Below are 26,230 nucleotides of genomic sequence, written 5' to 3'. Positions count from 1 at the left end.
AGGCTCGTCGGCGTGGTCTCGGTCACCGGTCGACGCCTCCCATCACGGGGTCGATGGACGCGACGGCGACGATGACGTCGGCGACCTGGCCGCCCTCGCACATCGCCGCCATGGCCTGGAGATTGGTGAAGGACGGGTCGCGGAAGTGGACCCGGTAGGGGCGGGTGCCGCCGTCGCTCACGACGTGCACCCCGAGCTCGCCCTTGGGCGACTCGACAGCCGCGTACGTCTGTCCGACGGGGACCCGGAAGCCCTCGGTCACCAGCTTGAAGTGGTGGATCAGGGACTCCATGGAGGTGCCCATGATCTTCTTGATGTGGTCGAGGGAGTTGCCGAGTCCGTCCGGGCCGAGCGCGAGCTGGGCGGGCCAGGCGATCTTCTTGTCGGCGACCATGACCGGGCCGGGCTCCAGGCGGTCCAGGCACTGCTCGACGATCCGCAGCGACTGGCGCATCTCCTCCAGGCGCACCAGGAAGCGGCCGTAGGCGTCGCAGCTGTCGGCGGTGGGGACCTCGAAGTCATAGGTCTCGTAGCCGCAGTACGGGTCGGTCTTGCGCAGGTCGTGCGGCAGGCCCGCGGAGCGCAGGATCGGTCCTGTCGCGCCGAGCGCCATGCAGCCGGTCAGGTCGAGGTACCCGACGTCCTGCATACGGGCCTTGAAGATCGGGTTGCCGGTGGCGAGCTTGTCGTACTCCGGCAGGTTCTTCTTCATCGTCTTCACGAACTCGCGGAGCTGGTCCACCGCGCCCGGGGGAAGGTCCTGGGCGAGCCCGCCGGGGCGGACGAACGCGTGGTTCATCCGCAGACCGGTGATGAGCTCGAAGACGTCGAGGATGAGTTCGCGGTCGCGGAAGCCGTAGATCATGATCGTGGTCGCGCCCAGCTCCATACCGCCGGTGGCGATGCAGACCAGGTGCGAGGAGATCCGGTTCAGCTCCATCAGGAGCACCCGGATGACCGAGGCGCGGTCGGGGATCTGGTCGGTGATGCCGAGCAGCTTCTCCACGCCCAGGCAGTACGCCGTCTCGTTGAAGAACGGCGTCAGATAGTCCATGCGCGTGACGAAGGTGGTGCCCTGCGTCCAGTTGCGGAATTCGAGGTTCTTCTCGATGCCGGTGTGCAGATAGCCGATGCCGCAGCGGGCCTCGGTGACCGTCTCGCCGTCGATCTCCAGGATGAGGCGGAGCACGCCGTGCGTGGAGGGGTGCTGGGGGCCCATGTTGACGACGATGCGCTCGTCGTCGGCGCGGGCGGCAGTGCGGGCGATCTCGTCCCAGTCGCCGCCGGTGACCGTATATACGGTCCCCTCCGTCGTCTCCCTGGCGGAAGCACGCGAAGTTGCGCTGTCGGTGTTCATCAGCTGTACGACCTCCGCTGGTCCGGAGCCGGGATCTGGGCGCCCTTGTACTCGACGGGGATACCGCCGAGGGGGTAGTCCTTGCGCTGCGGGAAGCCCTGCCAGTCGTCCGGCATCATGATCCGGGTGAGGGCGGGGTGGCCGTCGAAGACCAGGCCGAAGAAGTCGTAGGTCTCGCGCTCGTGCCAGTCGTTGGTCGGATAGACGCCGACCAGCGACGGGATGTGCGGATCGCTGTCCGGGGCGGTGACTTCGAGGCGGATCAGCCGGCCGTGGGTGAGCGAGCGCAGGTGGTAGACGGCGTGCAGCTCGCGGCCCTTGTCGCCCAGGAAGTGGACGCCGCTGACACCCGTGCAGAGCTCGAAGCGCAGGGCCGGGTCGTCGCGCAGGGTGCGTGCCACGCGTACGAGGTGCTCGCGCGCGATGTGGAAGGTGAGCTCGTCGCGGTCGACGACCGTCTTCTCGATGGCGTTCTCGGGGAGCAGGTCCTGCTCCTCCAGGGCGCCTTCGAGTTCGTCGGCCACCTCGTCGAACCAGCCGCCGTAGGGGCGGGAGGAGGCGCCCGGCAGGGTCACGGTGCGCACCAGGCCGCCGTAGCCGCTGGTGTCGCCGCCGTTGGCCGCGCCGAACATGCCCTTGCGGACGCCGATGACGTCGCCGGTGTCGTCGCGCTGGGCGGGCAGGCCGCCGTTCTCCGGCGCCTCGGGAGTACGGTCGTCGCTCACCGCAGCAGCCCCTTCATCTCAATGGTGGGCAGCGCCTTGAGGGCGGCCTCCTCCGCCTCGCGGGCGGCTTCCTCCGCGTTCACCCCGAGCTTGGAGCCCTGGATCTTCTGGTGGAGCTTGAGGATCGCGTCGATCAGCATCTCGGGCCGGGGCGGGCAACCGGGCAAATAGATATCGACCGGCACAATGTGGTCAACGCCCTGCACAATCGCGTAATTGTTGAACATTCCGCCCGATGATGCGCAAACCCCCATGGAGATGACCCACTTGGGGTTGGGCATCTGGTCGTAGACCTGCCGCAGGACCGGGGCCATCTTCTGGCTGACCCGGCCCGCCACGATCATCAGGTCCGCCTGGCGCGGTGAGCCGCGGAAGACCTCCATGCCGAAGCGGGCCAGGTCGTACCGGCCGGCGCCCGTCGTCATCATCTCGATGGCGCAGCAGGCCAGGCCGAAGGTGGCGGGGAAGACGGACGCCTTGCGCACCCAGCCCGCGGCCTGTTCGACGGTGGTCAGCAGAAAGCCGCTCGGCAGTTTCTCTTCGAGTCCCATAGGTGCCCCTCAGCCCCTCAGTCCCATTCCAGGCCGCCGCGCCGCCACACGTACGCGTAGGCGACGAAGACGGTGAGCACGAAGAGCAGCATCTCCACGAGCCCGAAAACCCCCAGGGCGTCGAAGGTGACGGCCCAGGGGTAGAGGAAGACGATCTCGATGTCGAAGACGATGAAGAGCATCGCCGTCAGGTAGTACTTGATGGGGAAGCGGCCGCCTCCGGCCGGCGTGGGCGTCGGTTCGATACCGCACTCGTACGCCTCAAGTTTCGCCCGGTTATACCTTTTTGGGCCGATAAGCGTGGCCATGACCACGGAGAAGATCGCAAACCCAGCCCCTAGGGCGCCGAGCACGAGGATGGGCGCGTAGGCATTCACGCTCCTCGCTCCTTCCAGTCGTCCTTGACCGTTGGACCGCACACGGGCATCGCTGCCACCCCCTCGCCGCGCGAAGATCGCGCACATGTGAGGCAGTTCACAAGCCCGACTGCCCCGCATCTTATGCCTGGTGGTCTGTGATCTGCGACACGGGGTACGCCAACGGCTTTGTGATCTCCACCACCTGACGAAGGATCATGAAGTCGGATGAGCAGTGATCTTCACACCCGAAGCGGCCGAGTGATCACAAGGCGTAGCATCTACTCCTGTTACCGCTGGTCGCAAGGGGTGCGGCACTATCAAGACATGGGCCCTACAGGCAAATTGGCGATGGACTCGTTCGAGTGGTAAGGGATCGCGGCTCACTCATGCGGGTGAGGGCTTCGCCGGAGGGTGGACCTGTGCACGCGTTCACGAACTCCGGATCGATCCGGGACCGCCCCGGATCGGCTCGAAGTGATCTAGAACCGACTCCGGGCCGACCGCCCCCGCCACCCCACCCGCGCCTCGTTGATCACGAGCCGGTCACGGGACGGCCGACGGGCGGATACGAAGTGACCTGCGTCACACGAATCCGTCACCGATTAAACCGGGCTTGGCCAACGGTGTGAACGGATGGTAGGCGCCAGGCAATTCGGACTATTTATAAAAACCACATGATCACAGCCCTGATCACGCATGCCCGTATTGCCCGTTACGGCGTCAATAAGGGCTCAGAGGAAGCGGATTCGTCCGTTCCGACCGCAACTGTGGCGCAGCACACGTTTCTTGAAGGGAACCGTGAACCCCTGATAGCGGTTGTCCTCATGTCCCACACCGCTCACATACCCAGCCACCGGAAGCCCCGCCGCAGCGCCTCGAAGCTCGCGCTCCGTGCCGGAGTTGCCGGTGGCGTCCTCAGCACCATCGCGGTGGCAGGCGCCACAGGTCAGGCGCAGGCCGCCCAGCCGGTGACCGAGACCATCGAGATGCCCACGCTCACGACCGGGCTCGCGAGCACCGCCGCCGCTTCCGCCGAGGCCACCCAGCAGGTCGCCACCGACCTCCAGCTGAAGGCCCAGCAGAACGCGGCCGCCTCCAGCGCCGCCAAGGTCGCCAAGAAGGCCAAGGCCGACGCGGACGCCAAGGCCGAGGCGGAGAAGAAGGCCGAGGCCGAGGCCAAGGCGAAGGAAGAGGCCGCCGCCGAGCGCGCCTCCCGCTCCTCCGCGCGCACCACCCTGAGCACGTCGACCGGTGGCAGCAGCTCCACCACCTCGTCCTCCACCGCGACGGGTTCGGCCGCCACCATCGTGAACTTCGCGCTGGCGCAGGTCGGCAAGGCGTACGTGTCGGGAGCCACGGGCTCCAGCGCGTACGACTGCTCGGGCCTCGTGCAGGCCGCGTACCGCCAGGTGGGCATCGACCTCCCCCGCGTCTCGCAGGACCAGTCGACCGCGGGCCGCCAGGTCTCCCTCTCCAACCTCCAGGCGGGCGACATCCTGTACTGGGGCGGCGCGGGCTCCGCGTACCACGTGGCGATCTACGTGGGCGGCGGCAAGTTCGTCGGCGCGCAGAACTCCTCGACCGGTGTGGTCGAGCGCGGCATGGACTGGGACAAGCCGAGCGGCGCGGTCCGCGTTCTCTAGTCCTGCTCCAGTCCTGGCGCTCACAGACGCACAGAAGGGCCGGTGCTCCCCGAAGAGGGGGCACCGGCCCTTCTGCCGATACGAGCCGGTACGAGCGGCGCACGAGACGCGCTCAGGGCTTCTCAGGCCTTCTCAGGGCCTCTCAGGACTTGGGAGCCACCTTCGAGAGGCCGTTGATGATGCGGTCCATCGCGTCGCCGCCCGTGGGGTCGGTCAGGTTCGCGAGCATCTTCAGCGTGAACTTCATCAACAGCGGGTGGGTCAGACCGCGCTGCGTCGCGATCTTCATGACCTTCGGGTTGCCGATGAGCTTCACGAAGGCGCGGCCCAGCGTGTAGTAGCCGCCGTAGGTGTCCTTGAGGATCTTCGGGTAATTGTGCAGGGCCAGCTCGCGCTGGGCCGGGGTCGCGCGGGCGTGCGCCTGGACGATGACGTCCGCGACGATCTGCCCCGATTCCATGGCGTATGCGATGCCCTCGCCGTTGAACGGGTTGACCAGGCCGCCCGCGTCACCCACCAGCAACAGGCCCTTGGTGTAGTGCGGCTGGCGGTTGAAGGCCATGGGGAGCGCGGCGCCGCGGATCGGGCCGGTCATGTTCTCGGGGGTGTAGCCCCAGTCCTCGGGCATCGAGGCGCACCAGGCCTTGAGGACCTCGCGCCAGTCCAGCTCCTTGAAGGAGTCGGAGGTGTTGAGCACGCCGAGGCCGACGTTGGAGGTGCCGTCGCCCATGCCGAAGATCCAGCCGTAGCCGGGCAGCAGCCGGTCCTCGCCGGGCCCGCGCCGGTCCCACAGCTCAAGCCAGGACTCCAGGTAGTCGTCGTCGTGGCGGGGCGACTCGAAGTACGTCCGTACGGCCACGCCCATCGGGCGGTCCTCGCGGCGGTGCAGGCCCATCGCGAGGGAGAGCCGGGTGGAGTTGCCGTCGGCGGCGACGACGAGCGGCGCGTGGAAGGTGACTTCCCGCTTCTCCTCCCCCAGCTTGGCGTTGACGCCGGTGATGCGGCCGGTGCGGTCGTCGATGATCGGGCTGCCGACGTTGCACCGCTCGTACAGCCGCGCCCCGGCCTTCTGCGCCTGGCGGGCCAGTTGCTCGTCGAAGTCGTCGCGCTTGCGGACGAGTCCGTAGTCGGGGTAGCTGGCGAGCTCCGGCCAGTCCAGCTGGAGCCGGACGCCGCCGCCGATGATGCGCAGGCCCTTGTTCCGCAGCCAGCCGGCCTCTTCGGAGATGTCGATGCCCATGGCGACCAGCTGCTTGGTGGCCCGCGGGGTCAGCCCGTCGCCGCACACCTTCTCGCGCGGGAAGGCGGTCTTCTCCAGCAGCAGTACGTCGAGTCCGGCCTTGGCCAGGTAGTACGCGGTCGTCGATCCGGCGGGGCCGGCCCCGACGACGATCACGTCCGCGGTGTGCTCGGAGAGGGGCTCGATCACAGCGGGTTCTCCCGAAGACTCGATTTTGCGTGCCGGAAAGCACGGGACTTGTGCAGTCTATGGGTGGCTGTTGATCGTTATCGCGAAGGGTTGCCCCGCCATGAGCTTGTCCGAGGAGAAGTCCCCGCCGTCCCTGCCGTCCCCGCCGACCTTGCCGTCCTTGCCGTCCTTGCCCGTCGTACGGCTGCGCGTGCCGACCGAGGAGGACGCGTACGCGTGGCACGAGGTGTTCGACGACCCGGAGGTCATGGAGTTCCACGGGGGTGCGGCGGCGGAGCTGTCGGTGTACGAGGAGCTGACGGCGCGGCAGCGCAAGCACGACGCGGAGCGGGGGTTCTGCCTCTGGACCCTCCTTGGGGAGGACGACCGGGTGCTCGGCTTCACCGGGGCGCAGCCGTGGCCCCATGCGTGGGGGCCGGTGGGGGAGGTGGAGATCGGGTGGCGGCTGGCCCGGTCCGCGTGGGGCCAGGGGTACGCGACGGCTGCGGCCCGGGCCACTCTTGAGCGGGTGCGGGCGGCGGGGGTGGAGGGTGTGGTGGCGATGGTCGACGCCCGGAACGAGCGGTCCGTCGCCGTGACGCGGCGGCTGGGGATGCGGTTGGGGGAGACGTTTGTGACGCCGGTGGGTGGGCGGAAGGGGTATTGCTTCCGGCTGTCGCTGTGACGGCCGTCTTGGCCCGGAGGTCCTCTGCGGGCCGGTGGTGGGCTGGTCGCGCAGTTCCCCGCGCCCCTTCTGTGCCCGGAGTTCGTCTACGAGCCGTGGTCGGTTGCTCGCGCAGTTCCCCGCGCCCCTAAACCCTCTTTCGGCTGCGGGCCGTTTTGGGCTGGTCGCGCAGTTCCTCGCGCCCCTAAACCCCGTCGGGTGAGCGACTTTCGGCCAAGCTCGGGGGCAACCCCGCCAGGGGCGCGGGGAACGGCGCGCCCAGCCAGCGACGGGTCGCAGTCGAAGGGACTCAGAACACCGACAGGCCGGTCAGGGTCGTGAAGCGGTCCAGGGCCGCGACCCCCGCCACCGAGTTGCCCCGTGCGTCCAGCCCCGGGCTCCACACGCACAGCGTGCAGTGGCCGGGGACGACCGCGACGATTCCGCCGCCGACGCCGCTCTTGCCGGGGAGGCCGACGCGGTACGCGAAGTCGCCCGCCGCGTCGTACGTCCCGCACGTCAGCATCACCGCGTTGATCTGCTTCGCCTCGCTGCGCGACAGCAGCCGCGAGCCGTCGGCGCGCAGGCCGTGGCGGGCCAGGAAGCGGGCCGCGAGTGCCAGGTCGGCGCAGCTCATCTCGATGGCGCACTGCCAGAAGTAGTGGTCGAGGAGCGTGGGTACGTCGTTGGCGATGTTGCCGTACGAGGCCATGAAGTGGGCCAGGGCCGCGTTCCGGTCGCCGTGCGCCGACTCCGACTCGGCCACCACCGCGTCGAAGGCGAGCTCCGGGTTGCCGGTCTCCTCCTTCAGGAACTCCAGCAGCTCGCTGCTGGCGTCACCCGTGAGGGTCTGGAGCCGGTCGGTGACGACCAGCGCGCCCGCGTTGATGAACGGATTGCGCGGGATCCCGTTCTCGTACTCCAGCTGGACGAGCGAGTTGAACGGGTTGCCCGACGGCTCGCGGCCGACGTGCTCCCAGAGGCTGTCGCCGCCGCGCGCGAGCGCCAGGGCGAGCGTGAAGACCTTGGTGATCGACTGCGCGGAGAACGGCCGCTGCCAGTCCCCCACCCCGTACACCTTGCCGTCGAGGTCGGCCACGGCCATCCCGAAGCGGGACGGGTCGACGTCGGCGAGGGCGGGAATGTAGGCGGCGGGGGTGCCGCGCCCCACGAGGGGCGCGACGTCGTCCGCGATCTGATGGAGGACGGCCTGGTAGTCCACGGTGGTGTGCCGCTCGCCGGGTTACTGGGGCTTGTAGCCGCGGTGCAGCGCCACCACACCGCCGGTGAGGTTGCGCCAGGCGACCTTGGACCAGCCGGCCTGCTGGAGCCGCGCGGCGAGCGCGGGCTGGTCGGGCCAGGCGCGGATGGACTCGGCGAGGTAGACGTACGCGTCCGGATTGGACGACACGGCCGTGGCGACCGGCGGCAGCGCCCGCATCAGGTACTCGCTGTAGACCGTACGGAACGGCTTCCAGGTCGGCTGCGAGAACTCGCAGATGACCACGCGCCCGCCGGGGCGCGTCACTCGGAAGAGCTCGCGCAGGGCCGCGTCGGTGTCCTGGACGTTGCGCAGCCCGAAGGAGATGGTGACGGCGTCGAAGGTGTCGTCCTTGAACGGGAGCGCGGTCGCGTCGCCGGCCGTGAACGGCAGGTGCGGGTGGCGCCCCTTGCCCACCTTCAGCATCCCGATGGAGAAGTCGCACGGGACGACGTACGCGCCGGTGGCGGCGAAGGGGAGGGACGAGGTGGCCGTGCCGGCGGCGAGGTCCAGGACCTTCTGGGCGGGGCGCGCGTCGACCGCCTTCGCGACCTCCTTGCGCCACAGCCGGGCCTGGCCGAGCGAGAGCACGTCATTGGTGAGGTCGTAGTTCGCGGCGACGTCGTCGAACATCGTGGCGACTTCGTGCGGCTGCTTGTCCAGAGTTGCGCGGGTCACCCCTTCATTGTGCCTGTGGCTCCGCCCCGGGCGCGCCCGCCCCCCTTCGCGCTGCGCGCGGTGTCCCTCTCCGAGGGATCCCTTCGGCTGCGGACCGTGCTGGGTTGCTCGCGCAGTTCCCCGCGCCCCTCAAGGGGCGCCCCGAAGGGGCGCATCTCAGGGGCGCGGGGAACTGCGCGACCAGCCACCCATGGTCCGCAGACGAGCGAGCGCCCTCGGAGAGTTTCGGGAAGGGGTGGGGTGGGGGAATCAACGCGCGCGATACACGAGCCGACCGTCCAGCACCGTCGCCACACACACCGCCCCCTCGAACACCGCGAACCGCGCCGCGTCACCCACCCGCAGCGGCGGCAACACCACCCCCGCCGCCAGCGACGGCGTCCCGGACGGAAGGGACGCGCGCGGCACCACGGCCACGCCCGACCGCCGCACCGCCTCCACCACAGACCGCGAGCGAAGCTCGCCCGCCACCGCCACCACCCCGTGCGCCAGCATCCGCTGCACCCCGCGCCGGGCGCTCCCGCCCCGGCGGGCGTCGTCCATCGCGAAGGCCGGGTCCAGGATCGGCTCCGTGCCGAGTTCGTCGGCCTCGCGCGGGTCCGGGTGATAGGCCCGCTCCAGGAGCTCGGGCCCGTACGGATTGACCAGGCCGGGCAGCAGCACCCCCGGCCACCGCCGCACCCGAGCGGCCGGGTACGCCGCCGCCAGCTCCTCGTACGGCCCGATCGCGGCCACCACCGAGCCCTCGACCACGACCGCGTCGCCCACGGCGGGGGCGTGCAGAGTCAGCAACGAACAGGCCCTAGTTGGACGCGAGCAGCTTCAGCTCCGGATGGGCCGTGCCGCCCTCGATCGCCGTGGACGAGATGTGCGACATGACGCGCTCGTCGACCGGGTCGTTCGCCGGGTCGTCGTGGACGAGCAGGTGCTCGTACGTCGTGGCGCGCTGCGCCGGGACGCGGCCCGCCTTGCGGATCAGGTCGATGATCTCCATGCGGTTGGAGCGGTGCTTGGCGCCCGCCGAGGAGACGACGTTCTCCTCCAGCATGATCGAGCCGAGGTCGTCCGCGCCGTAGTGCAGCGACAGCTGGCCCGCCTCCTTGCCGACGGTGAGCCAGGAGCCCTGGATGTGCGCGACGTTGTCGAGGAACAGGCGCGCGACCGCGAGCATCCGCAGGTACTCGAAGACGCTCGCCTGCGTCCGGCCCTTCAGATGGTTGTTCTCGGGCTGGTAGGTGTACGGGATGAACGCGCGGAAGCCGCCCGTCCGGTCCTGTACGTCGCGGATCATCCGGATGTGCTCGATGCGCTCGGCGTTGGTCTCGCCGGTGCCCATCAGCATGGTGGAGGTGGACTCGACGCCCAGCTTGTGGGCCGCCTCCATGATCTCCAGCCAGCGCTCGCCGGACTCCTTGAGCGGGGCGATCGCCTTGCGCGGCCGCTCGGGCAGCAGCTCGGCGCCGGCGCCCGCGAAGGAGTCGAGACCGGCGGCGTGGATGCGCTGGATCGCCTCCTCTGCCGACACCTTGGAGATCCGGGCCATGTGCTCGACCTCGGAGGCGCCGAGGGAGTGGATGACCAGCTGCGGGAACGCCTTCTTGATCGCCGAGAAGTGGTGCTCGTAGTACTCGACGCCGTAGTCGGGGTGGTGGCCGCCCTGGAACATGATCTGGGTGCCGCCCAGCTCGACGGTCTCCGCGCAGCGGCGCAGGATGTCGTCGAGGTCGCGGGTCCAGCCCTTCTTGGTGTCCTTGGGGGCCGCGTAGAAGGCGCAGAACTTGCACGCCGTGACACACACGTTCGTGTAGTTGATGTTGCGCTCGATGATGTACGTGGCGATGTGCTCGGTCCCGGCGTACCGGCGGCGGCGCGCCGCGTCGGCGGCGCTGCCCAGCGCGTGCAGCGGCGCCGAGCGGTAGAGGTCGAGCGCCTCTTCGGGGGTGATGCGTCCACCCGCGGCGGCACGGTCGAGGACGGACTGAAGGTCGGCCTTCTCAGTCACCGGGGTGTCCCTTTCGGCAGGGTTGCGGACGGACCGAGCCAGCCTACGCCAGCGGGGTGGCCCGGCTTCGGTCCGGGGGCCGGGGCCGGTGGCCGCGCGCCGGTCCCGGGTCGGTCGTGGTCAGCCCGTCTCCTTGACCAGCGTCGCGTACGGCTTGCCCGCGCCCGCCTCCCGCGACTCGTACTTGAGCGTGCCGTCCGCGTTGCGGGTGAAGACCAGGACGGCCGTGCCGCTGGTGCACAGGCCCGCCGTGCCCTGGCGCGCCGGGTCGGTGCGCTCCTCGATCGTCACGCGCTGCGCCGTGCCGGAGACCAGCTTGCCCACCCCGAAGCACTCCACGGTCGTGCCCAGGACGCTGATCCTGGAGGAGGTGTGGAGGACGTCCTTGCCGGTGCCGCCCGCCGTGAACACCGCCGTCAGATCGCCGTGCGGCTGCCCCGTCGTGGACTCCGTCATCGGGCCCTTCCAGGTCCCGAGGAACGCCTTCGGCACCTCCGACACCGCCGGGCCGCCCGTCGCACCCGTGCCCGGGTCCGTGCCCGGGTCCGACGAGGCGCCCGGCGTGCGCGGGCCGCTCGACGCCGCCGAGTCGTGCTTCTGGTCGCCGCCGGGCATCAGGTCGAAGAGGAAGACGCTGCCAACCGTGGCCGCCGCCAGCGCCCCCGCGACCGCCAGCACGACCGTGCAGCTCACGCGGCGCGTGCGCTTGTGGAAGGTGAGTTCGTTCCCCTGGGGCTGCGCCCCCGGGCCCCCGTTCGTCTGCGGGCTGGATGTGGCTGGTCGCGCAGTTCCCCGCGCCCCTTGGAGGGCCTCCGGCCCCCATCCCCCGTTCCCGTTCTCGTACGTGTACGACGCGTCCGGCGGCCCGAAGACCCCCACCGCCGGGCTGGTGAACGCCACCGGGCCCGATGCCTCCGCGTCCGGCGCCTCCGGCTCCAGGTCGAGCAGGCGTACCGCCGACCGGCTGACCTCCTCCACCAGCGCCCCCGGCAGCCAGCCGCCCGCGACCAGGGCGGCCGCGCCGTCCGGGGCGAGCCGCCGGGCGAGTTCGGCGGGGGCGGGGCGGGCCGCCGCCGTCTTGGCGAGGCACGCGTCCACCGCCGCCCGCAGCTCCCCGTCGAGCCGCCCGTCCAGCTCGGGTTCCTCGTGCACCACCTTGTAGAGCAGCGCGGCGGAGGAGTCGCCCGGGAACGGGGGCGCGCCCGTCGCCGCGTACGCCAGGACCGCGCCGAGCGAGAAGATGTCGGCGGCGCCGGTGACGCCCTTGCCGAGGATCTGCTCGGGCGACATATAGCCCGGCGAGCCGATCGAGACGCCCGACGCGGTGAGCGAGGCCGTGCCGTCCGTGGCGCGGGCGATGCCGAAGTCGATCAGTCGGGGGCCGTCGAGGGTGAGCAGCACGTTGGAGGGCTTCACATCGCGGTGGACGAGTCCGAGCGCGTGCACCGCCGCCAGCGCCTCCGCGAGCCCGGCGCCCAGCGCGCGCACCGCGTGCTCGGGCAGCGGCCCGTGCGCGGTGACGGCCTGGGCCAGCGAGGGGCCCGCGACATAGCCGGTGGCGACCCAGGGCACCGCCGCCTCGGGGTCGGCGTCCAGGACCGGCGCGGTCCAGGCGCCGCCGACCCGGCGGGCCGCCTCCACCTCGTGGCGGAACCGGGCGCGGAACTGTTCGTCGAGGGCGAAGTGCGGGTGGACCACCTTCACGGCGACCGTGCGGCCCCCGGCGCTGCGGCCCAGATAGACCCGGCCCATGCCGCCCGCGCCGAGTCTGCCGAGCAGCCGGTAGGCGCCTATGGTGCGCGGTTCGCCGGCTTCGAGCGGCTGCATCGCGATCTGCCTTCCCCCATGCCGTCAAGTACGGTCGCACAGCAGGGTAGAGCGTGACGTGCGCCGGATCACTCGGCCGGGCCGGATCCGGGGCGTACGGCGGCGAACCGAATCGAACGGCCGGTCGTCTCTCTCTGCGGAGTTCGCACGGGAAACCTCACGGTTGGCCGTTAAATGCCCCACACCTCTCGGAGCACCGCATGAATCGCCGTACCACCGCACTGATAGCCGCCGCCGTCCTCGGCTCGGTCGCGCTGGTCTCCGGCTGCTCCGACGAGGGCAAACCGGTCAGCTTCGACGACCCTGGCGCCTCGTCGACGCCCGCGCCCAAGGGCAGCGGCGCCGCCGACCCGGGGCAGGGCAAGGCGCGGGACGAGAAGGCCTCCGAGGTCGTGTCCAAGACCCTGCTGCCGACCGGCCCGAAGGCGCAGTTCACCACGCAGAACACGCTGGAGGACGGCACCAAGATCGGTGTGACCACGCTGCACGGCAAGAAGTCGGGCTTCACGGGCAAGGTGTGGGTCTGGGCGCCGAAGCAGTACTTCGACCCCAAGTACGCCAAGAGCGGTTTCCCGGTGCTCATAGCCCTGCCCGGCGGCAACGGCTACCCCAAGAACTACTGGATGGGCACCGACCTCAAGCTGCAGAGCAGCATCACCGAGTGGTCCAAGGCGGGCAAGGGTGTTCCGTTCGTCGTGGTGATGCCGGTCCTCAACCCGGACGCGAAGTACTACTACGACGGCAGTGACATACCGGGCCAGCCCAAGATGGGCACCTGGATGACCGAGGACGTGCCGGACTTCGTGAAGGCGAACTTCCGCACCTTCAAGTCCCGCGACGGCTGGGCGCTCATGGGCTCCTCCTCCGGCGGGTTCGTCGGCCTGAAGTCGGTGCTCAAGCGCCCCGACCAGTTCAAGGCCGTGATCGCCTCGGGCCCCGACACCGTGCCGGACTCCCCGCTGTGGGCCGGCCACGAGGCCGAGAAGCAGGCGAACAACCCGGAGAAGCTCGCCCAGGACCTGATCGACAAGAACGGCCCCGAGGTCGACCTCGCCTTCCAGATAGGCACCAAGGAGGGCGGCATGGCGAACCTGAAGGGCTTCATCGCCAAGTACGGCAAGGGCCCGGTGAAGACCCATCTCCAGGTGATCCAGGGCGGCAAGCACAACGCCCACACGTACATCAAGGGGATGGGCGACGGGACCATGCAGTGGATCAGCAGTCGGCTGCAGGCCCCGATCCCGTCGTCCTGACGCCCGCCCGGGCGGGCGCGCTCAGCGGCTGAGCAGCTCCACCGCGACGTCCGCCGGGAACCCGGTGGTCGGCCCGGTCCTGCGCGCGAACTCCCGTACGCCCTTCAGCTGCTCGGCGCCGAAGCGGAAGTCCAGCGTCGTGAAGTAGCGCTCCAGGAGCTCCGCGTCGAAGACCTCCCAGCGGGCGGCCTGCTCGGCGACCTTGGTGACCTCCTCCAGGGAGAGGTCGCGGGAGGCCAGGAACGCCTCGTGGACCTCGTGTACGACCTCGGGCCGGCGGGCCAGATAGTCCCTGCGGGTCGCCCACACGGCGAACACGAACGGCAGGCCCGTCCACTCCTTCCACATGGACCCCAGGTCGTGGACCTGGAGGCCCAGGCGCGGGGCGTCGTGCAGCGAGGCGCGCAGCGCGGCGTCCCCGATCAGCACCGCCGCGTCCGCCTCCTGCATCATCAGGCCGAGGTCGGGCGGGCACGTGTAGTAGTCGGGCTCGACCCCGAACCGCTCGGCAAGCAGCAGCTGCGCCAGGCGTACGGAGGTGCGCGAGGTGGAGCCGAGCGCCACCCGGGCGCCGTCGAGCCGCTCCAGCGGCAGCTGCGAGACGATCACGCAGGACATGACCGGCCCGTCGCAGCCCACCGCGAGGTCGGGGAAGGCCACCAGTTCGTCGGCGTTGCGCAGGAACTCCACGAGGGTGACCGGGGCGATGTCCAGATCGCCCCGGATGAGCTGTTCGCTCAGCTTCTCGGGGCTGTCCTTGGTGAGCTCAAGATCCAGCAGGGTGCCGGTGCGGGCGAGCCCCCAGTAGAGCGGCAGACAGTTGAGGAACTGGATGTGCCCGACCCGTGGCCGGGTGGTTGTTTGGTCCACATCGCGAGACTAGACCTGCCCGGTTTGTCCAGCTACGGCGGGTAGGTTCGTCAGCGCGTCGAGGGCCCGTCAAACGTCCGGGTGACGTGATCTTTCCCTCTACCGCAGCCCCAATACTGCGTGCTACGCTCCTCGCAAGTTGCAGTTTGGTTTCCCTTGCAGTACAGAGCCTGCGGAGCATGTAACCCGCAGGCTTTTGTAGTTTTCAGACTTCTTAGCAGGTTCTGGAGCAGGGCAACCCTTTGGCCCAAGGAGGGCTTATGGCTACCGGAACCGTCAAGTGGTTCAACGCTGAAAAGGGCTTCGGCTTCATCGCCCAGGACGGCGGCGGCCCGGATGTCTTCGTCCACTACTCCGCGATCAACGCGGCCGGGTTCCGCTCCCTTGAGGAGAACCAGGTCGTGAACTTCGACGTCACGCAGGGTCCGAAGGGCCCGCAGGCGGAGAACGTCACCCCGGCCTAGTTGCCCGGGTCGGCGATCGCTGACTAGCAGTACCCAAGGAGCCCTGTTCCGTACGGCGACGTACAGAACAGGGCTCCTGCCTTTGTCCGGCTTCAGGCCTGGGCTTTCTGGGCGCTCTCGTACAGGCGTTCTATTTCTTGCGCGTACCGTTCGGTCACCGCCCGGCGGCGGACCTTCTGGGTGGGTGTGAGCACCCCGCTCTCGACCGTGAAGTCCTCGTCCAGGACGGCGAAGGCGCGGATGCGGGCGGGGCGCGAGACACGGGCGTTGGCCGCGTCCACGGCCTCCTGGACCAGGGCCCGTACGGCCGCCGCGTCCTTCCCCGCGACCTCCGCCGCGTCCACGGTGATCAGGGCCACGGGGTACGGGCGCCGGTCCCCCACCATCACCGCGTGCGAGACGAACCGCGACCGTTCGATGGCCAACTCGACCTCGGACGGGGCGAGGTTCTTCCCGGCGGACGTGATGATCAGGTCCTTCTTGCGGCCGGTGATGGTGAGGTAGCCGTCAGCGTCCAGGGCGCCCAGGTCGCCGGTGTGCAGCCAGCCGCCCCCGTCCAGCGCCTCCGCGGTGCCGGTGGGGTTGGCGTGGTAGCCGGGGAAGACGTTCGCGCCGCGCGCCAGCACCTCGCCGTCCTCGGCGATCCTCACCTCGCAGCCGTCGATGGGGCGCCCGACCGTGCCGTGGCGGACGGCACCGGGGTGGTTGAGCGTGATCACGCCGGCCGACTCGGTCATCCCGTACCCCTCGAACACCTGGATCCCGCCCGCCCGCAGGAAGTCGAGGGTCTCGGGGGCGATCGGGGCGCCGCCGGTGAGCGCCCAGCGGAGGTTGCCGCCGAAGGCCGCCCGGACCAGGTCGGACAGCTCCTTCTCGTCGGTGACGTGGAGTTGCTCGGCGAGCGAGAGCACACCCTGGTGCACCTTCTCGAACAGCCTTGGTACGGAGGGGAGATGCGTGGGCCGCGCCTCGGCCAGCTCCGCCACGATGTCCTCGACGCGGCCGCCGAAGTAGCAGAGTTCGCCGCCGTACAGGAGCGTGGAGAACTGGATGAGCTGGGCGAGGAGGTGGGCGAGGGGGAGATAGAGGTACGTCCTGTCGCCCGGGCCGCCCTCGGTGAGGGGGAGGGTGGCGTCCTGGACCGCGCCGAGGTTGCCGTGGGTGAGGCGGCAGCCCTTGGGAGGGCCGGTGGTGCCGGATGTGTAGACCAGGGTGGCGGTGTCCTCTGGGCGGACGGCGTTCGCGGTGGCCAGGAGGTGGTCCAGTGACGCTGGCTGCGCCGGATGCGTTGTTGTTCGACTGCGGGCCGTCTTGGGCTGGTCGCGCAGTTCCCCGCGCCCCTTGAGGGACCACACCGCTTCCAGGCCCGGGAGTTCGGGCCGTAGGGCCTCCAGTCTGTCCGCCTGTTCCTCGCTCTCGTATAGCGCGAACCTCGCCCCGGAGTCCTTCAGGACCCACTTCACCTCCTCCTCCCCGGCCGTGGGATAGATCGGCACCACCACCGCGCCCGCCGCCAGGCAGGCCAGGTGGGTGTGGGTCCACTGGGGGCTTGTTTCGGCGAGGATGGCGATTCGGTCGCCGGGGCGCAGGCCTCGGGACAGCAGGGCGCGGCCCAGGTGTCGGACCGTGGTGCGCAGGTCCTCGTACGTCTCGGTGGTCCAGCCGTTGCCCGAGCGGAAGCGCAGGGCCGGGTGGGAGGTGTACCGCTCGGCGGTCCACTCCGCGAAGAGGGCCAGGGTCGGGGGTCGTACCGGGGATCCCGTCATGTACCCGACGGTAGGGACGCCCGTCGGCCATCGGGGATGACCGGAAACGTCACCCCCGCTGACCGCACCGCTCAATCCCGCTACGGTCGTTGACCATGGGCAAGGGGACGATCACCGTGCACCATGTGCGCGCCGTGCTGCGCGGCGCCGAGCGGCGTGGCATCGACACCGTGCCGCTCCTCCAGTCCGCCGGCATCCCGCCGCTGCTGCTCGGCGACGACCGGGCGCGGGTCACGCCCGCCCAGTTCGCGCTGCTGTTCCGGGCGCTGTACCGGGCGACCCAGGACGAGTTCCTCGGGCTCGGCTCGGCCCCGAGCCGCCCCGGCACCTTCGCCATGATGTGCTGCGCCTCGCTGGGCTGCCGCGATCTGGGCGGGGCGATGCGGCGCGGGATCGCGTTCTACCGGCTCTTCCCGGGCGGGCCCGAGCTCGCCCTGACGGCCGAAGGGCCGGAGGCCGTCTTCGCCGTACGCAACGACCTCGGCGGGCGGGACGAGGACCGGTTCCTCACCGAGTGCCTGCTGATCATCTCGCACCGGCTGTGCAGCTGGCTGGTGGGCCGCCGCATCCCGCTCCTGCGGGCGTCGTTCGGCTATCCGCCGCCCCCGCACAAGGACGAGTACCCGTCGCTGTTCGGCTGCCCGGTCCGGTTCGGGGACGGGCGTACGGAGGCGGTGTTCGACGCGCGCTGGCTGACCGCGCCGCTCGTACGGGACGAGGCGGCGCTGGAGCAGATGCTGCGGCGCTCACCCTTCGAACTGCTGAGCCGCCGGGCGTACGGGACGACGGTGGCCGAGCAGGTCCACCGCGACCTCGGCCGCGCGCTGCTCGCCTCGCCCCGGCTGCCGTCGCTCGACGAGACGGCGGCCCGGCTCGCCCTCTCCCCGGCCACCCTGCGGCGCCGCCTCCAGCAGGAGGACACCTCGTTCCAGCAGCTCAAGGACGCGGTGCGGCGGGATGCGGCGATCGCGGGCCTTGCCGAGGGGCGCGAGCCGATCGCCGAACTCGCGGCCCGGCTCGGCTTCTCCGAGGACACCTCCTTCCACCGGGCGTTCCGCCGCTGGACGGGCACGACGCCGGGGGCGTATCGGCTGGGCCAGTGAAGGTGAGCGATACGGTCAGCGCCGTACCTACTGGTCAGTCACTACGGTCTCCTCAACTGCCCCCACCCCACAGGACGTTGGGAGAGCCGTCATGCCCATCACGCCCATCACGCCCATCCGAACCGCAGTCGCCGGTGCGCTCGCCGCCGGGCTGCTCGCCTCCGCAGCCACCCCCACCGCGTTCGCGTCCGACTCCGGTGCCGCCGCCGAGCCCGGGGACGTGGTGAGCTCCGCGCCCACCGCGTTCCACCCGCTGCCCGGCCAGTGGACCAACACCAAGGCCTGGCACGTCACTTACCGCTCCACCACCGCCAAGGGCGCCCCGAACACCGTCTCCGGCACGGTGATCGTGCCCAACGACGGCCGGACCGGCCCGCGCCCGCTCGTGACGTACGCGGTCGGCACGGTGGGCCTGGGCGACTCCTGCGCGCCGAGCGCGGGCTTCCCGTACGGGACGACCATCGAGGCGACCCTCATCAACCAGATCGTGCAGCGCGGCTGGGCGGTCGCGGTGACCGACTACGAGGGGCTGGGCACGCCCGGGGACCACACGTACACGGTCGGCCGGGCCGAGGGCACCGCCGTCCTCGACGCGGCGCGCGCGGCCCAGCGCCTGGGCATCCCGGGAGTCTCCGCCGACTCCCCCGTAGGGATCATGGGGTACTCCCAGGGCGGCCAGGCCAGCAGTTGGGCGGCCGAGCTGCACAAGTCGTACGCGCCGGAGCTGAAGGTCAAGGGCACGGCGACGGGTGGGGTTCCGGCCGATCTGATGAAGGTCGCCCACTCCAACGACGGCGGCCTCGGCTCGGGGCTGATCTTCATGGCGGCGGCGGGCCAGGACGCGGCCTTCCCCGAGCTGAAGCTCGACACGTACCTGAACACGGCGGGCAAGGCGCTGGTCGACTACTTCAAGTCGAACTGCGTGGCCGTCGACACGGCGATCGGCTCCTTCAAGAAGGTCACCGACCTGACGGTCAAGAACCCCCTGGAGCAGCCGGACTGGCAGGCCCGTCTGAACGAATCCCGCCTCGGTACGGTGGCGCCGGACGCGCCGGTGTACCTGTATCACGGGACTCTGGATGAGCTCATTCCGTACGGGGTGGGGGAGGGCCTGCGGTCCGACTGGTGCGGGCGGGGGGCGTCGGTGTCGTGGCACGCACTGCCGTTGCTGGGTCACATCGGTGGGGTGACGGTTGGGGCACTGCCGGCTGCCGACTGGCTGGGGGACCGCTTCGCGGGGAAGTCCGCGCAGGGGAACTGTTAGGGGTCGTTCGTCTGCGGACCGTGCGTGGCTGGTCGCGCAGTTCCCCGCGCCCCTTAGATGCCGCTCCGCGGCAATCCCCCTGGGCGCCCCGCAGGGGCGCTTCCAGGGGCGCGGGGAACGGCGCGAGCAACCCACCACAACCCGCAGACGAACCCCGGGCCGATAAGGGGCGCGGGGAACTGCGCGACCAGCCCGCCACCGGGCCGCAGGCGACGCCACCGCCGGGGTGAATCGGCCCCCCGATCCGGGCGGGGCGCGGCGCGGCCCAGGCGGGCGGGGGGCGCGGCCGGGGCATGCTGCCGACATGCCCATGGACCCTGAGATCGCAGCCCTGCTGAAGCAGTTCGGGGTCGACGGCCCGCCGCCCGAGACCCCGCCCACCGTCGAGGAGATGCGCGCGGGCAACCGGATGCTCTCGCTCGCGGTGGCTCCGGACCCGCCGCTTCCGGTGGGTGCGGTGACGGACGACCGCGTCGCGGGCGTCCCCGTCCGCGTCTACCGCCCCGAGGCGTCGCACCCCGCCCCCACCGTCGTCTTCTTCCACGGCGGCGGCTACATCGTCGGGGACCTGGACACCCACGACGGGGTCTGCCGCCGGATGTGCCGGGACCTGGGCACGGTCGTGGTGAGCGTCGGGTACCGGCTCGCCCCCGAGTTCCCCTTCCCCGCCGGGTTCGACGACTGTGTGGCGGTGACCAGCCATGTCGCGGAGTCGCTCGCGGAGTACGGCGGTGGGGTGCTGGCCGTGGCGGGCGACAGCGCGGGCGGCGGGCTCGCGGCCGCCGTGGCCCTCGCCTTCCGGGATGAAGGGCGTCCGCTGGCCGCCCAGTTCCTCGCGTACCCGTGCGTGGACATGAGCCGCCAACGCACCCACCCCTCCCGCACCGAGAACGCGACCGGGTACCTCCTCACCACCGCCGAGGTCGAGAACGACATCCGCCTCTACCTCGGCGAGCAGCCCGCCGCCGCCGACTTCCCCCCGGCCTCCCCGCTCCTGGCCACCAGCCACGAGGGCCTGCCCCCGGCGGTGATCGGCTGCGGCGAGTGCGACCCGCTGCGCGACGAGGGCCTGGCGTACGCGGACGCGCTCATCGCGGCCGCCGTCCCGGTCCGCAGACACCGCTACCCCGGCCTCGTCCACGGCTTCCTCAACTTCGACACGAAGTCGAAGGCGGTGGACACCGCGGTGACGCAGATGCTGACGGAGTTCGGTGAGCTCCTGCGGACCGTCGGCTGAACCGAAGCATCACGCACCTCCGGCGGAGGACCTAGCGCGGCACCGCATCGGACGGCGCGAACGGCCCGCCGTGCCCCGGCACGATCACATCCGCCACCGCCAGCACCCGCCCCCGCGAGACCCGCAGCACCTCGCGGTCCGGGGCCACCGGGTCGTCCGCCGGGCCCTCCGCGTGCCACCACAGGTCGCCCGCGAACGCCACCACACCCGAGTCCGTGCCCGCCAGCAGCGTGATGTCCTCGGGGCTGTGCCCCGGGGTGCGGATCAGCCGCAGCGAGGGGGTGAGTTCGTAGCCCTCCGCGTCCCGGTTGCGCCACTGGTCGCCGAGGTACTCCACCTTGTGGTCGTGCACCCGGGCCCGGCCGAACAGGCCCACGTTCATGGTGTTGTCCGGGTGGTGGTGGCTGAGCACCACGTCGGTGATGTCGTCGGGGCCGAGCCCCAGTTCCGCGAGCGGGCCGAGGATGTCGTCGCGGCTCGCCACCATGCCCGGGTCGAAGACCACGTGCCGGTCGCCGTCCCTCACGTACGAGACGGTGGCGGCGACCCCGGGGCCGGTGGAGCCGACGTAACCGGTGGTCAGGATCGTGTACTTGGCGCTGCGGCCGAGCGGTGCGTCTGTCATGGCTTTGATCTTTCCGGGCGCCCCTGTCCCCCACGAGTGGCACGACTGCCGCCTATCGCAGGATTCCTGCCAGCCGTGCCAGACTGCTCCCGTGCCGCCCTTCACGACTGTCGCCGCGTACGTCCCCCCGGGCGTCGGCATGCTCGCCGTCGGCATCGTGAGCGAGGTGTTCGGACCGCACGGGGAGGCGCTGCCCGGCTTCGACTTCGCCCTGTGCGCCGACCGGCCCGGGCCCGTCCCCACCGACCTCGGCGTCCCGCTCGCCATCGCGCACGGCCTGGACCGGCTCGCCGCCGCGGATCTGGTGATCGCCCTGCCGGGGGCGGAGTTCCGTACGCCGCCCCCTCCCGCCGTGCTCGACGCGCTCTCGGCCGCACACGAGCGCGGCGCACTCGTCGCGGCCCACTGCGTCGGCACCTTCGCGCTCGCCGCCGCCGGACTGCTCGACGGCCGACGGGCCACCACCCACTGGCGGTTCGCCGACCTGCTGGCCCGCCGCCACCCGGATGTCACCGTCGAGCCCGAGGCCCTCTACATCGACGAGGGGCAGGTGATCACGGGCGCCGGAGCCGCTGCCGGCTTCGACCTCTGTCTGCACCTGCTGCGGCGGGAGCACGGAGCCGCGGTGGCCAACGCCGTCGCCCGGGACATGGTCCTGCCCTCCCACCGCGAGGGCGGGCAGGCCCAGTACCTGGCCGCCCCCGTCCCCGAGGACTGCCAGGACGAGCGGCTCTCCGAAGTCCTCGCCTGGGCCCGCGCCCACCTCCACGAACCGCTTCCCGTCGCGGAGTTGGCCCGGCGCGCCCTGATGAGCAAACGCTCCTTCGCCCGCCGCTTCACCGCCGCCACCGGCACCACCCCGCACGCCTGGCTGCGCGGCCTGCGCCTCAGCGGCGCCGAGGAGCTCCTGGAGACCACGGACCTGCCCGTCGAGGAGATCGCCCGCCGGGTCGGCTACGGAAGCGCCGCCGTGCTGCGCGAACAGTTCGTACGGCGCCGGGGAGTACCACCCCGCTCCTACCGCCGCTCGTTCACGAGCTCGCCGTAGCGGCGGTCCTTCAGGTCCACGTGTCCACGTCCAAGGGCTGCGGTGCCTCTACTGCGGCGACCAGGGCGCCGGTCGCCAATAGATCACTGCGATACCCATGTCACGGGGCCGAGAGCGCAAGGCCGGGCATCCGGGGGTGCCGCAGACGCTGGTCGGTGTCGTGGACGTGCAGCCGGAAGGTCTCCGGCTCCGGTCGGCCCGCAGCGTCATAGGCACTGAGCACGGTCTCGATCCGCGCCCAGAGGCTGACCGGCCCGCCCTCGCGCACCGTCCAGCCGACCCTGTCGGGGGTGAGCGTGGCGGCGGATCCCGTCACCGCATCGACCAAGTGCACCACCTCACCAACGGTCACCATCTGCGCATCGGGCACAGCGCATTGGGCCAGGAACCTCAGGTGGAACGCCTCATCGGTGGCAGCGGTGATCCGCTCGGGGGCATGCCGCGAGAGTCGTGCACGCTCCGGAAGCCCTGCGGCCCAGTGGGCGGGGTTGCCGAACGCCGGCGCCGCGTGGGTGCGCGCGGACATGAACGAGACCGTGCCGCCCAGCAGTTGCCCCTCGGCGTCGCCGTCACGGCCGACGGTGAGCAGCACCCTCGCGTACCCGTAGAGCCAGCCGCTGAGGGTCAGCAGGATCTTTCCTCCAGGTCTGGTCTGGGCGAGCAGAGCGGGCGGTACGGCCCGGAAGGAGCAGGCGGCCACGATCCGGTCGAAGGGAGCTTCGGGCCAGTAGCCGTACAGCCCGTCCGCCACCGCCAGGGTGGGCGTGTAGCCGCACCCGTAAAGCGCGTTCGCGGCGTTCTCCAATCGCCGGTTGTCCACCTCGATGCTGGTGATCGCGGCGGAGCCGAGTCGTTCGCAGACCAGCGCGGTGGAGTAGCCCATACCGGTACCGATCTCCAGGACTGTGTGCCCCTTCTGCACGTCCGCATCGGTCCACATCCGGACCACTAGCGACGGCAGCGTGGAGGAGGACGTCGGTGCGCCTCCGCGCCGGGTGGCAGGGGCCTCCCAGTCGGGTTCCTCCCCGTCGAACTGCGTGATGAGCGTGGTGTCGGAGTAGGCCGCAGCCAGCCACCGGCGGTGATCGAGTTCGGCAGTGACCGGCTTCCAGATGCCGAGCCCGTTCGCGTCGCGCTCGTCGGCGGGCAGGTAGAAGCCGGGCACGAAACGGTGTCGGGGCACCGTCGAAACGGCGGTTCGCCAGGTGGGGTCGGCGAGGATGCCTTCCTCGGCCAGGGTGTTGGCCATGGCCTCGCGCAGGCGCACGTCGTCGGGCTCAGGGTCGGCGGGCGTGGCCATGGTCCGACTCCTTTCTGCTCAGGATGTCGGCGAACGCCTCAGTGATGGCGTCCGCGTCGGGGAGCCAACCCCACTGGCCGTTCGGATTGCACTCAAGGGCCGTCCAGCTTTCGGGCATGCGCGAGTCACCCGTCAGGGCGAAGTCGAAGCAACCGAAGACCAGCCCGAACGAGGCCAGATAGTCGTGCAGCGCGACCGCGATGGCTTTGGGGACCTCGGCCTGGAACAGGTGCGCGGTGACGGTCAGGGAGTCGTCGAACGCGCCGGGATCGACGCGTTGGGCCCAGATGGCCCCGGTGTGGCCGTCCTCACCCGGGGGCAGCCCGCGAAAGCTCTTGTAGATGACCGAGTCGTGCTCGGCAGCGAACTTCCGTGCGTCCTCGACGGCATTGGTGACCAGCGTCGGCGGGATCGTCAGGCCCAGTTCGACGAATCGCATCAGCTGGCTGGGCTTGAAGTCGGCACGGGCAACGGCGGCGGGGTCGTTGACGTACAGCACTCCGGGCAGGTGGTTCAGTACGCCGCCGAGTCCGTGACGGGCCTCGGCAGTGGCAAAGTCTCTTTGTTGAGACGGCAGATGCCCGAACCGAACGGCGTACGGGGTTGGGCGGCGGTAGTACACCGCCGCTACCTCCTCCCACTCCACCTCCCGGCTGCCCGTGCGCAACCATCCACTCCAGACGGGCGCGTCCGCATCGATGCGGGCCGCGAAGGAGAACCCCGCACCGATGTCGGCGGGATCGACTCGGACCACGGGCACCTCACGCTCGTTCAGTGCCTCGATGACCCAGTCCGCGGTGACGTCCTCCAACGACGTGACGACCAAGACAGTGGAGGGCATCGGTCAGTCCGATTCGTAGTCGGTGGTGTTGTCGTCCTGGGTCTGGGGTTGGGGCTGCTGCCCGTCCCCGCCGCCGGACACGGTCGCAGTGCCAGATGTCCTGGACGTGCCGTGCTTGCCCATCTCCACCACCTGCCCGGCAGCGTCGGTGTAGCGGGCGGTCTGCGTGGCCTCATCCAGCTCCACACGCGCGTAGGCGGGCGGACCCGCCGGTAGCCGGTCGGTGACCAGCCGCAGCGCCCACGGCGTCTCGGGTACGAGCGTCGTCATGCACATGTCCTTCCCTTGGGAAGTCGCGGAAGACCATCGTCTCGCTGTCCGAAGAATCGAGCACCGCACCGCGCCGCCCCTTTCACGGCTGCGCCGGGAAGCAGTGCGTGTTCCCGCCACCTAGGCACCCCGCACATCCACCTCCGCCCACACCGTCTTCTCCGGCCCCCGCCCGTCCACCCCCCACGCCTTCGCCAGCGCCTCGACCAGCAGCAGGCCCCGTCCGCTCTCAGCGTCCCCGGCGGGTTCCGGGCGGCGCGGGAGCCGGTCGGCCCTGGTGTCCGTCACCTCGATGCGGAGTACCGTGCCGAGTGCGAGCCGGAGTTCGAAGTCCTCGCCCGGCACGCGTCCGTGGAGCACGGCGTTCGCCGCCAGCTCGGCCACGATCAGGGCGGCGGCGTCGGACCCCTCGCTGCCGTGCGGCACGCCCCAGGCGTCGAGCTGCCCGAGCGCGAGGATCCGGGCGAGGCGGGCGCCCCGGCGCGTACTGCTGAACCACCGCGCGAACTCGACCGTGGGGGTGGTGATTTGGGGATTCATGTCACCGAGCGTGACGAGGTGTGCGTACGCTGAACAGGGTCGTCGGCCCGACACCGGCTTTTCTGTACGGGTCCGGCGCACGCCCTGTACGAGTCTTCGCCCGTGACCCATGGAGGGGTGCATGGAGGAGGAAGAGGACATCACCTCGGACCTGTTCACCGCCGTGGGCGAGCAGATGAAGCTGCTGCGCGTCCGGGCCGGGCTGACGCAGCGGGAGTTCGGCCGCATCGTCGGGTACACGGAGAGCCAGATCTCCGCGATGGAGCGGGGCGTACGGATCACACAGCCGGACTTCCTCGACAAGGCGGACGACGTCCTGAACGCGGATGGGTTGCTGATCGCGGCGAAGAAGTCGATCGAGCGGGCCCAGGCGAAGTCCCGGGTGCGGCATCCGGGTTGGTTCCGGGATTACGCCAAGACCGAGGCTGAGGCCGTCGCCATCCACGACTACAGCACGCAAGCGGTGCCGGGCCTGCTCCAGACCGAGGAGTACGCGCGGGCGATCTTCACCCACCGTCGGCCGCTGCTGGACGAGGCGACCATCGAGAAACGGGTGGCGGACCGAATGGCCCGGCAGCAGCTCTTCGAGCGTTGGCCCGCACCTACGTCCAGCTTCGTGCTGGAAGAGTCGGTACTACGCCGCCCGACAGGAGGGCGGGACGTCCAGACAAACCAGTTGCGACAACTCCTGCGCATCGGGAGGCTGCGAACCGTAGAGCTCCAGGTGATGCCGCTGGATCGGGATGACCACCCCAGCCAGGACGGCTCGTTCATCCTGCTGACCCCCAAGGGGCGGCAGCAGGTCGCGTACATCGAGATCTACGGACACCCCCGGTTGATCACCGATCCTCACGAGGTCGCCGTCTTCAGCGACCGCTATGGGATCATCCGGGCGCAGGCTCTCACGCCACGGGAGTCTCTGTCCCTGATCGAGAAGATGCTGGGGGAACGATGAGCACCGAGCAACTCCACTGGTTCAAGAGCAGCTACAGCAGCGGCGAAGGCGGCGCGTGCATCGAGATCGCGACCCACCCCTCCGCAATCCACATCCGCGACTCCAAGAACAACCGCACCGGCGGCCCGGAAATTACCGTACTCCCGTCCGCCTGGGCCGCATTCGTCTCGTACGCCACTCGGTAAAACAAAAAAAAGCGGCTGCGCCGACCTTGTAAGT

At 70.4% G+C, this 26,230-nt stretch carries 27 protein-coding genes; 10 read left to right on the top strand and 17 right to left on the bottom strand.

The window, feature by feature from the left end:
• Positions 1–22 precede the first annotated feature (22 nt).
• The 4 genes from OG965_RS23860 to OG965_RS23845 are packed head-to-tail and all read right to left on the bottom strand — an operon-like array spanning position 23 to position 3,010.
• The gene (locus OG965_RS23860) at positions 23–1,357 is read right to left on the bottom strand and encodes an NADH-quinone oxidoreductase subunit D (protein WP_371654113.1); all 1,335 of its coding nucleotides are present in this window, start codon (positions 1,355–1,357) and stop codon (positions 23–25) included.
• Entirely contained in the window at positions 1,357–2,082 is a 726-nt protein-coding gene (locus OG965_RS23855) for an NADH-quinone oxidoreductase subunit C (RefSeq protein WP_371654112.1), read from the bottom strand. Before OG965_RS23855 ends, OG965_RS23860 begins: the two co-directional genes overlap by 1 nt.
• Entirely contained in the window at positions 2,079–2,633 is a 555-nt protein-coding gene (locus OG965_RS23850) for an NADH-quinone oxidoreductase subunit B family protein (RefSeq protein WP_067163033.1), read from the bottom strand. The genes OG965_RS23855 and OG965_RS23850 overlap by 4 nt, the downstream gene beginning before the upstream one ends.
• Positions 2,634–2,650: 17 nt before the next feature.
• Positions 2,651–3,010 carry an NADH-quinone oxidoreductase subunit A gene (locus OG965_RS23845; protein WP_007383963.1) on the bottom strand — a complete coding sequence of 120 codons (360 nt, stop codon included), beginning with the start codon at positions 3,008–3,010 and terminating at the stop codon, positions 2,651–2,653.
• Between the two features lie 806 nt (positions 3,011–3,816).
• On the opposite strand from OG965_RS23845, the gene OG965_RS23840 reads away from it, so the two are divergent.
• The gene (locus OG965_RS23840; RefSeq protein ID WP_371654111.1) at positions 3,817–4,635 is read left to right on the top strand and encodes a C40 family peptidase; all 819 of its coding nucleotides are present in this window, start codon (positions 3,817–3,819) and stop codon (positions 4,633–4,635) included.
• A gap of 142 nt (positions 4,636–4,777) precedes the next feature.
• Here the strand turns inward: OG965_RS23840 and OG965_RS23835 are convergent, their stop codons facing one another.
• On the bottom strand, positions 4,778–6,064 hold the full coding sequence (locus OG965_RS23835) for a geranylgeranyl reductase family protein (protein WP_371654110.1): 1,287 nt from the start codon (positions 6,062–6,064) through the stop codon (positions 4,778–4,780).
• A gap of 100 nt (positions 6,065–6,164) precedes the next feature.
• Here OG965_RS23835 and OG965_RS23830 point away from each other — a divergent pair, with 100 nt between their 5' ends.
• Complete coding sequence (locus OG965_RS23830) at positions 6,165–6,728, top strand: GNAT family N-acetyltransferase (protein ID WP_371654109.1); 564 nt, start codon at positions 6,165–6,167, stop codon at positions 6,726–6,728.
• 289 nt (positions 6,729–7,017) lie between these two features.
• On the opposite strand, the gene OG965_RS23825 is transcribed toward OG965_RS23830, so the two are convergent.
• From OG965_RS23825 to OG965_RS23805, 5 genes are all read right to left on the bottom strand, one after another.
• Positions 7,018–7,929, bottom strand: a complete 912-nt coding sequence (locus tag OG965_RS23825) for a glutaminase (RefSeq protein WP_371654108.1) — start codon at positions 7,927–7,929, stop codon at positions 7,018–7,020.
• 21 nt (positions 7,930–7,950) lie between these two features.
• Positions 7,951–8,646 (bottom strand): demethylmenaquinone methyltransferase, encoded by a 696-nt coding sequence (locus tag OG965_RS23820; protein WP_371654107.1) that lies wholly within the window; start codon positions 8,644–8,646, stop codon positions 7,951–7,953.
• A 249-nt stretch (positions 8,647–8,895) separates the two neighbouring features.
• Positions 8,896–9,438 (bottom strand): hypothetical protein, encoded by a 543-nt coding sequence (locus tag OG965_RS23815; protein WP_371654106.1) that lies wholly within the window; start codon positions 9,436–9,438, stop codon positions 8,896–8,898.
• Positions 9,439–9,448: 10 nt separating this feature from the next.
• Positions 9,449–10,648 carry a cyclic dehypoxanthinyl futalosine synthase gene (mqnC, locus tag OG965_RS23810; protein WP_371654105.1) on the bottom strand — a complete coding sequence of 400 codons (1,200 nt, stop codon included), beginning with the start codon at positions 10,646–10,648 and terminating at the stop codon, positions 9,449–9,451.
• A gap of 120 nt (positions 10,649–10,768) precedes the next feature.
• Positions 10,769–12,475, bottom strand: coding sequence for a serine/threonine-protein kinase (locus OG965_RS23805; protein WP_371654104.1), 1,707 nt, complete (start codon positions 12,473–12,475; stop codon positions 10,769–10,771).
• 200 nt (positions 12,476–12,675) lie between these two features.
• On the opposite strand from OG965_RS23805, the gene OG965_RS23800 reads away from it, so the two are divergent.
• Positions 12,676–13,728, top strand: coding sequence for an alpha/beta hydrolase (locus tag OG965_RS23800; protein ID WP_371654103.1), 1,053 nt, complete (start codon positions 12,676–12,678; stop codon positions 13,726–13,728).
• Between the two features lie 21 nt (positions 13,729–13,749).
• Here the strand turns inward: OG965_RS23800 and OG965_RS23795 are convergent, their stop codons facing one another.
• Complete coding sequence (locus OG965_RS23795) at positions 13,750–14,598, bottom strand: menaquinone biosynthetic enzyme MqnA/MqnD family protein (RefSeq protein WP_371654102.1); 849 nt, start codon at positions 14,596–14,598, stop codon at positions 13,750–13,752.
• 260 nt (positions 14,599–14,858) lie between these two features.
• Between OG965_RS23795 and OG965_RS23790 the strand changes: the two genes are divergently transcribed.
• Complete coding sequence (locus tag OG965_RS23790) at positions 14,859–15,062, top strand: cold-shock protein (RefSeq protein WP_006347360.1); 204 nt, start codon at positions 14,859–14,861, stop codon at positions 15,060–15,062.
• A gap of 92 nt (positions 15,063–15,154) precedes the next feature.
• Here the strand turns inward: OG965_RS23790 and OG965_RS23785 are convergent, their stop codons facing one another.
• Positions 15,155–16,828 (bottom strand): long-chain fatty acid--CoA ligase, encoded by a 1,674-nt coding sequence (locus tag OG965_RS23785; RefSeq protein WP_371654101.1) that lies wholly within the window; start codon positions 16,826–16,828, stop codon positions 15,155–15,157.
• A gap of 95 nt (positions 16,829–16,923) precedes the next feature.
• On the opposite strand from OG965_RS23785, the gene OG965_RS23780 reads away from it, so the two are divergent.
• The 3 genes from OG965_RS23780 to OG965_RS23770 all read left to right on the top strand — a co-directional run bounded on the left by OG965_RS23780 (position 16,924) and on the right by OG965_RS23770 (position 20,432).
• The gene (locus tag OG965_RS23780) at positions 16,924–17,931 is read left to right on the top strand and encodes an AraC family transcriptional regulator (protein ID WP_371654100.1); all 1,008 of its coding nucleotides are present in this window, start codon (positions 16,924–16,926) and stop codon (positions 17,929–17,931) included.
• Positions 17,932–18,022: 91 nt separating this feature from the next.
• The gene (locus OG965_RS23775) at positions 18,023–19,195 is read left to right on the top strand and encodes a lipase family protein (protein ID WP_371654099.1); all 1,173 of its coding nucleotides are present in this window, start codon (positions 18,023–18,025) and stop codon (positions 19,193–19,195) included.
• Between the two features lie 304 nt (positions 19,196–19,499).
• Positions 19,500–20,432: an alpha/beta hydrolase gene (locus OG965_RS23770; protein WP_371654098.1), complete on the top strand. Its 933-nt coding sequence runs from the start codon at positions 19,500–19,502 to the stop codon at positions 20,430–20,432.
• 31 nt (positions 20,433–20,463) lie between these two features.
• On the opposite strand, the gene OG965_RS23765 is transcribed toward OG965_RS23770, so the two are convergent.
• The gene (locus OG965_RS23765; protein ID WP_371654097.1) at positions 20,464–21,057 is read right to left on the bottom strand and encodes an MBL fold metallo-hydrolase; all 594 of its coding nucleotides are present in this window, start codon (positions 21,055–21,057) and stop codon (positions 20,464–20,466) included.
• Between the two features lie 139 nt (positions 21,058–21,196).
• On the opposite strand from OG965_RS23765, the gene OG965_RS23760 reads away from it, so the two are divergent.
• Entirely contained in the window at positions 21,197–22,105 is a 909-nt protein-coding gene (locus tag OG965_RS23760; RefSeq protein WP_371657033.1) for a GlxA family transcriptional regulator, read from the top strand.
• Positions 22,106–22,205: 100 nt separating this feature from the next.
• On the opposite strand, the gene tgmC is transcribed toward OG965_RS23760, so the two are convergent.
• The 4 genes from tgmC to OG965_RS23740 form a co-directional block, all read right to left on the bottom strand.
• On the bottom strand, positions 22,206–23,405 hold the full coding sequence (tgmC, locus tag OG965_RS23755; protein WP_371654096.1) for an ATP-grasp peptide maturase system methyltransferase: 1,200 nt from the start codon (positions 23,403–23,405) through the stop codon (positions 22,206–22,208).
• Positions 23,383–24,246 (bottom strand): MvdC/MvdD family ATP grasp protein, encoded by an 864-nt coding sequence (locus tag OG965_RS23750; RefSeq protein WP_371654095.1) that lies wholly within the window; start codon positions 24,244–24,246, stop codon positions 23,383–23,385. The genes tgmC and OG965_RS23750 overlap by 23 nt, the downstream gene beginning before the upstream one ends.
• A 3-nt stretch (positions 24,247–24,249) precedes the next feature.
• Complete coding sequence (locus OG965_RS23745) at positions 24,250–24,516, bottom strand: putative ATP-grasp-modified RiPP (protein WP_371654094.1); 267 nt, start codon at positions 24,514–24,516, stop codon at positions 24,250–24,252.
• A 120-nt stretch (positions 24,517–24,636) separates the two neighbouring features.
• Positions 24,637–25,056, bottom strand: coding sequence for an ATP-binding protein (locus OG965_RS23740; RefSeq protein WP_371654093.1), 420 nt, complete (start codon positions 25,054–25,056; stop codon positions 24,637–24,639).
• A gap of 121 nt (positions 25,057–25,177) precedes the next feature.
• On the opposite strand from OG965_RS23740, the gene OG965_RS23735 reads away from it, so the two are divergent.
• Both OG965_RS23735 and OG965_RS23730 read left to right on the top strand, forming a co-directional pair.
• The gene (locus OG965_RS23735; protein WP_371654092.1) at positions 25,178–26,011 is read left to right on the top strand and encodes a helix-turn-helix transcriptional regulator; all 834 of its coding nucleotides are present in this window, start codon (positions 25,178–25,180) and stop codon (positions 26,009–26,011) included.
• Positions 26,008–26,196: a DUF397 domain-containing protein gene (locus OG965_RS23730; protein WP_371654091.1), complete on the top strand. Its 189-nt coding sequence runs from the start codon at positions 26,008–26,010 to the stop codon at positions 26,194–26,196. Before OG965_RS23735 ends, OG965_RS23730 begins: the two co-directional genes overlap by 4 nt.
• Positions 26,197–26,230: the final 34 nt, after the last annotated feature.

The organism is Streptomyces sp. NBC_00224, assembly GCF_041435195.1.
Lineage (GTDB): Bacteria > Actinomycetota > Actinomycetes > Streptomycetales > Streptomycetaceae > Streptomyces.
The sequence above is the reverse complement of the archived record's forward strand: the minus strand, read 5'-3'. Positions and strand labels throughout refer to the sequence as shown.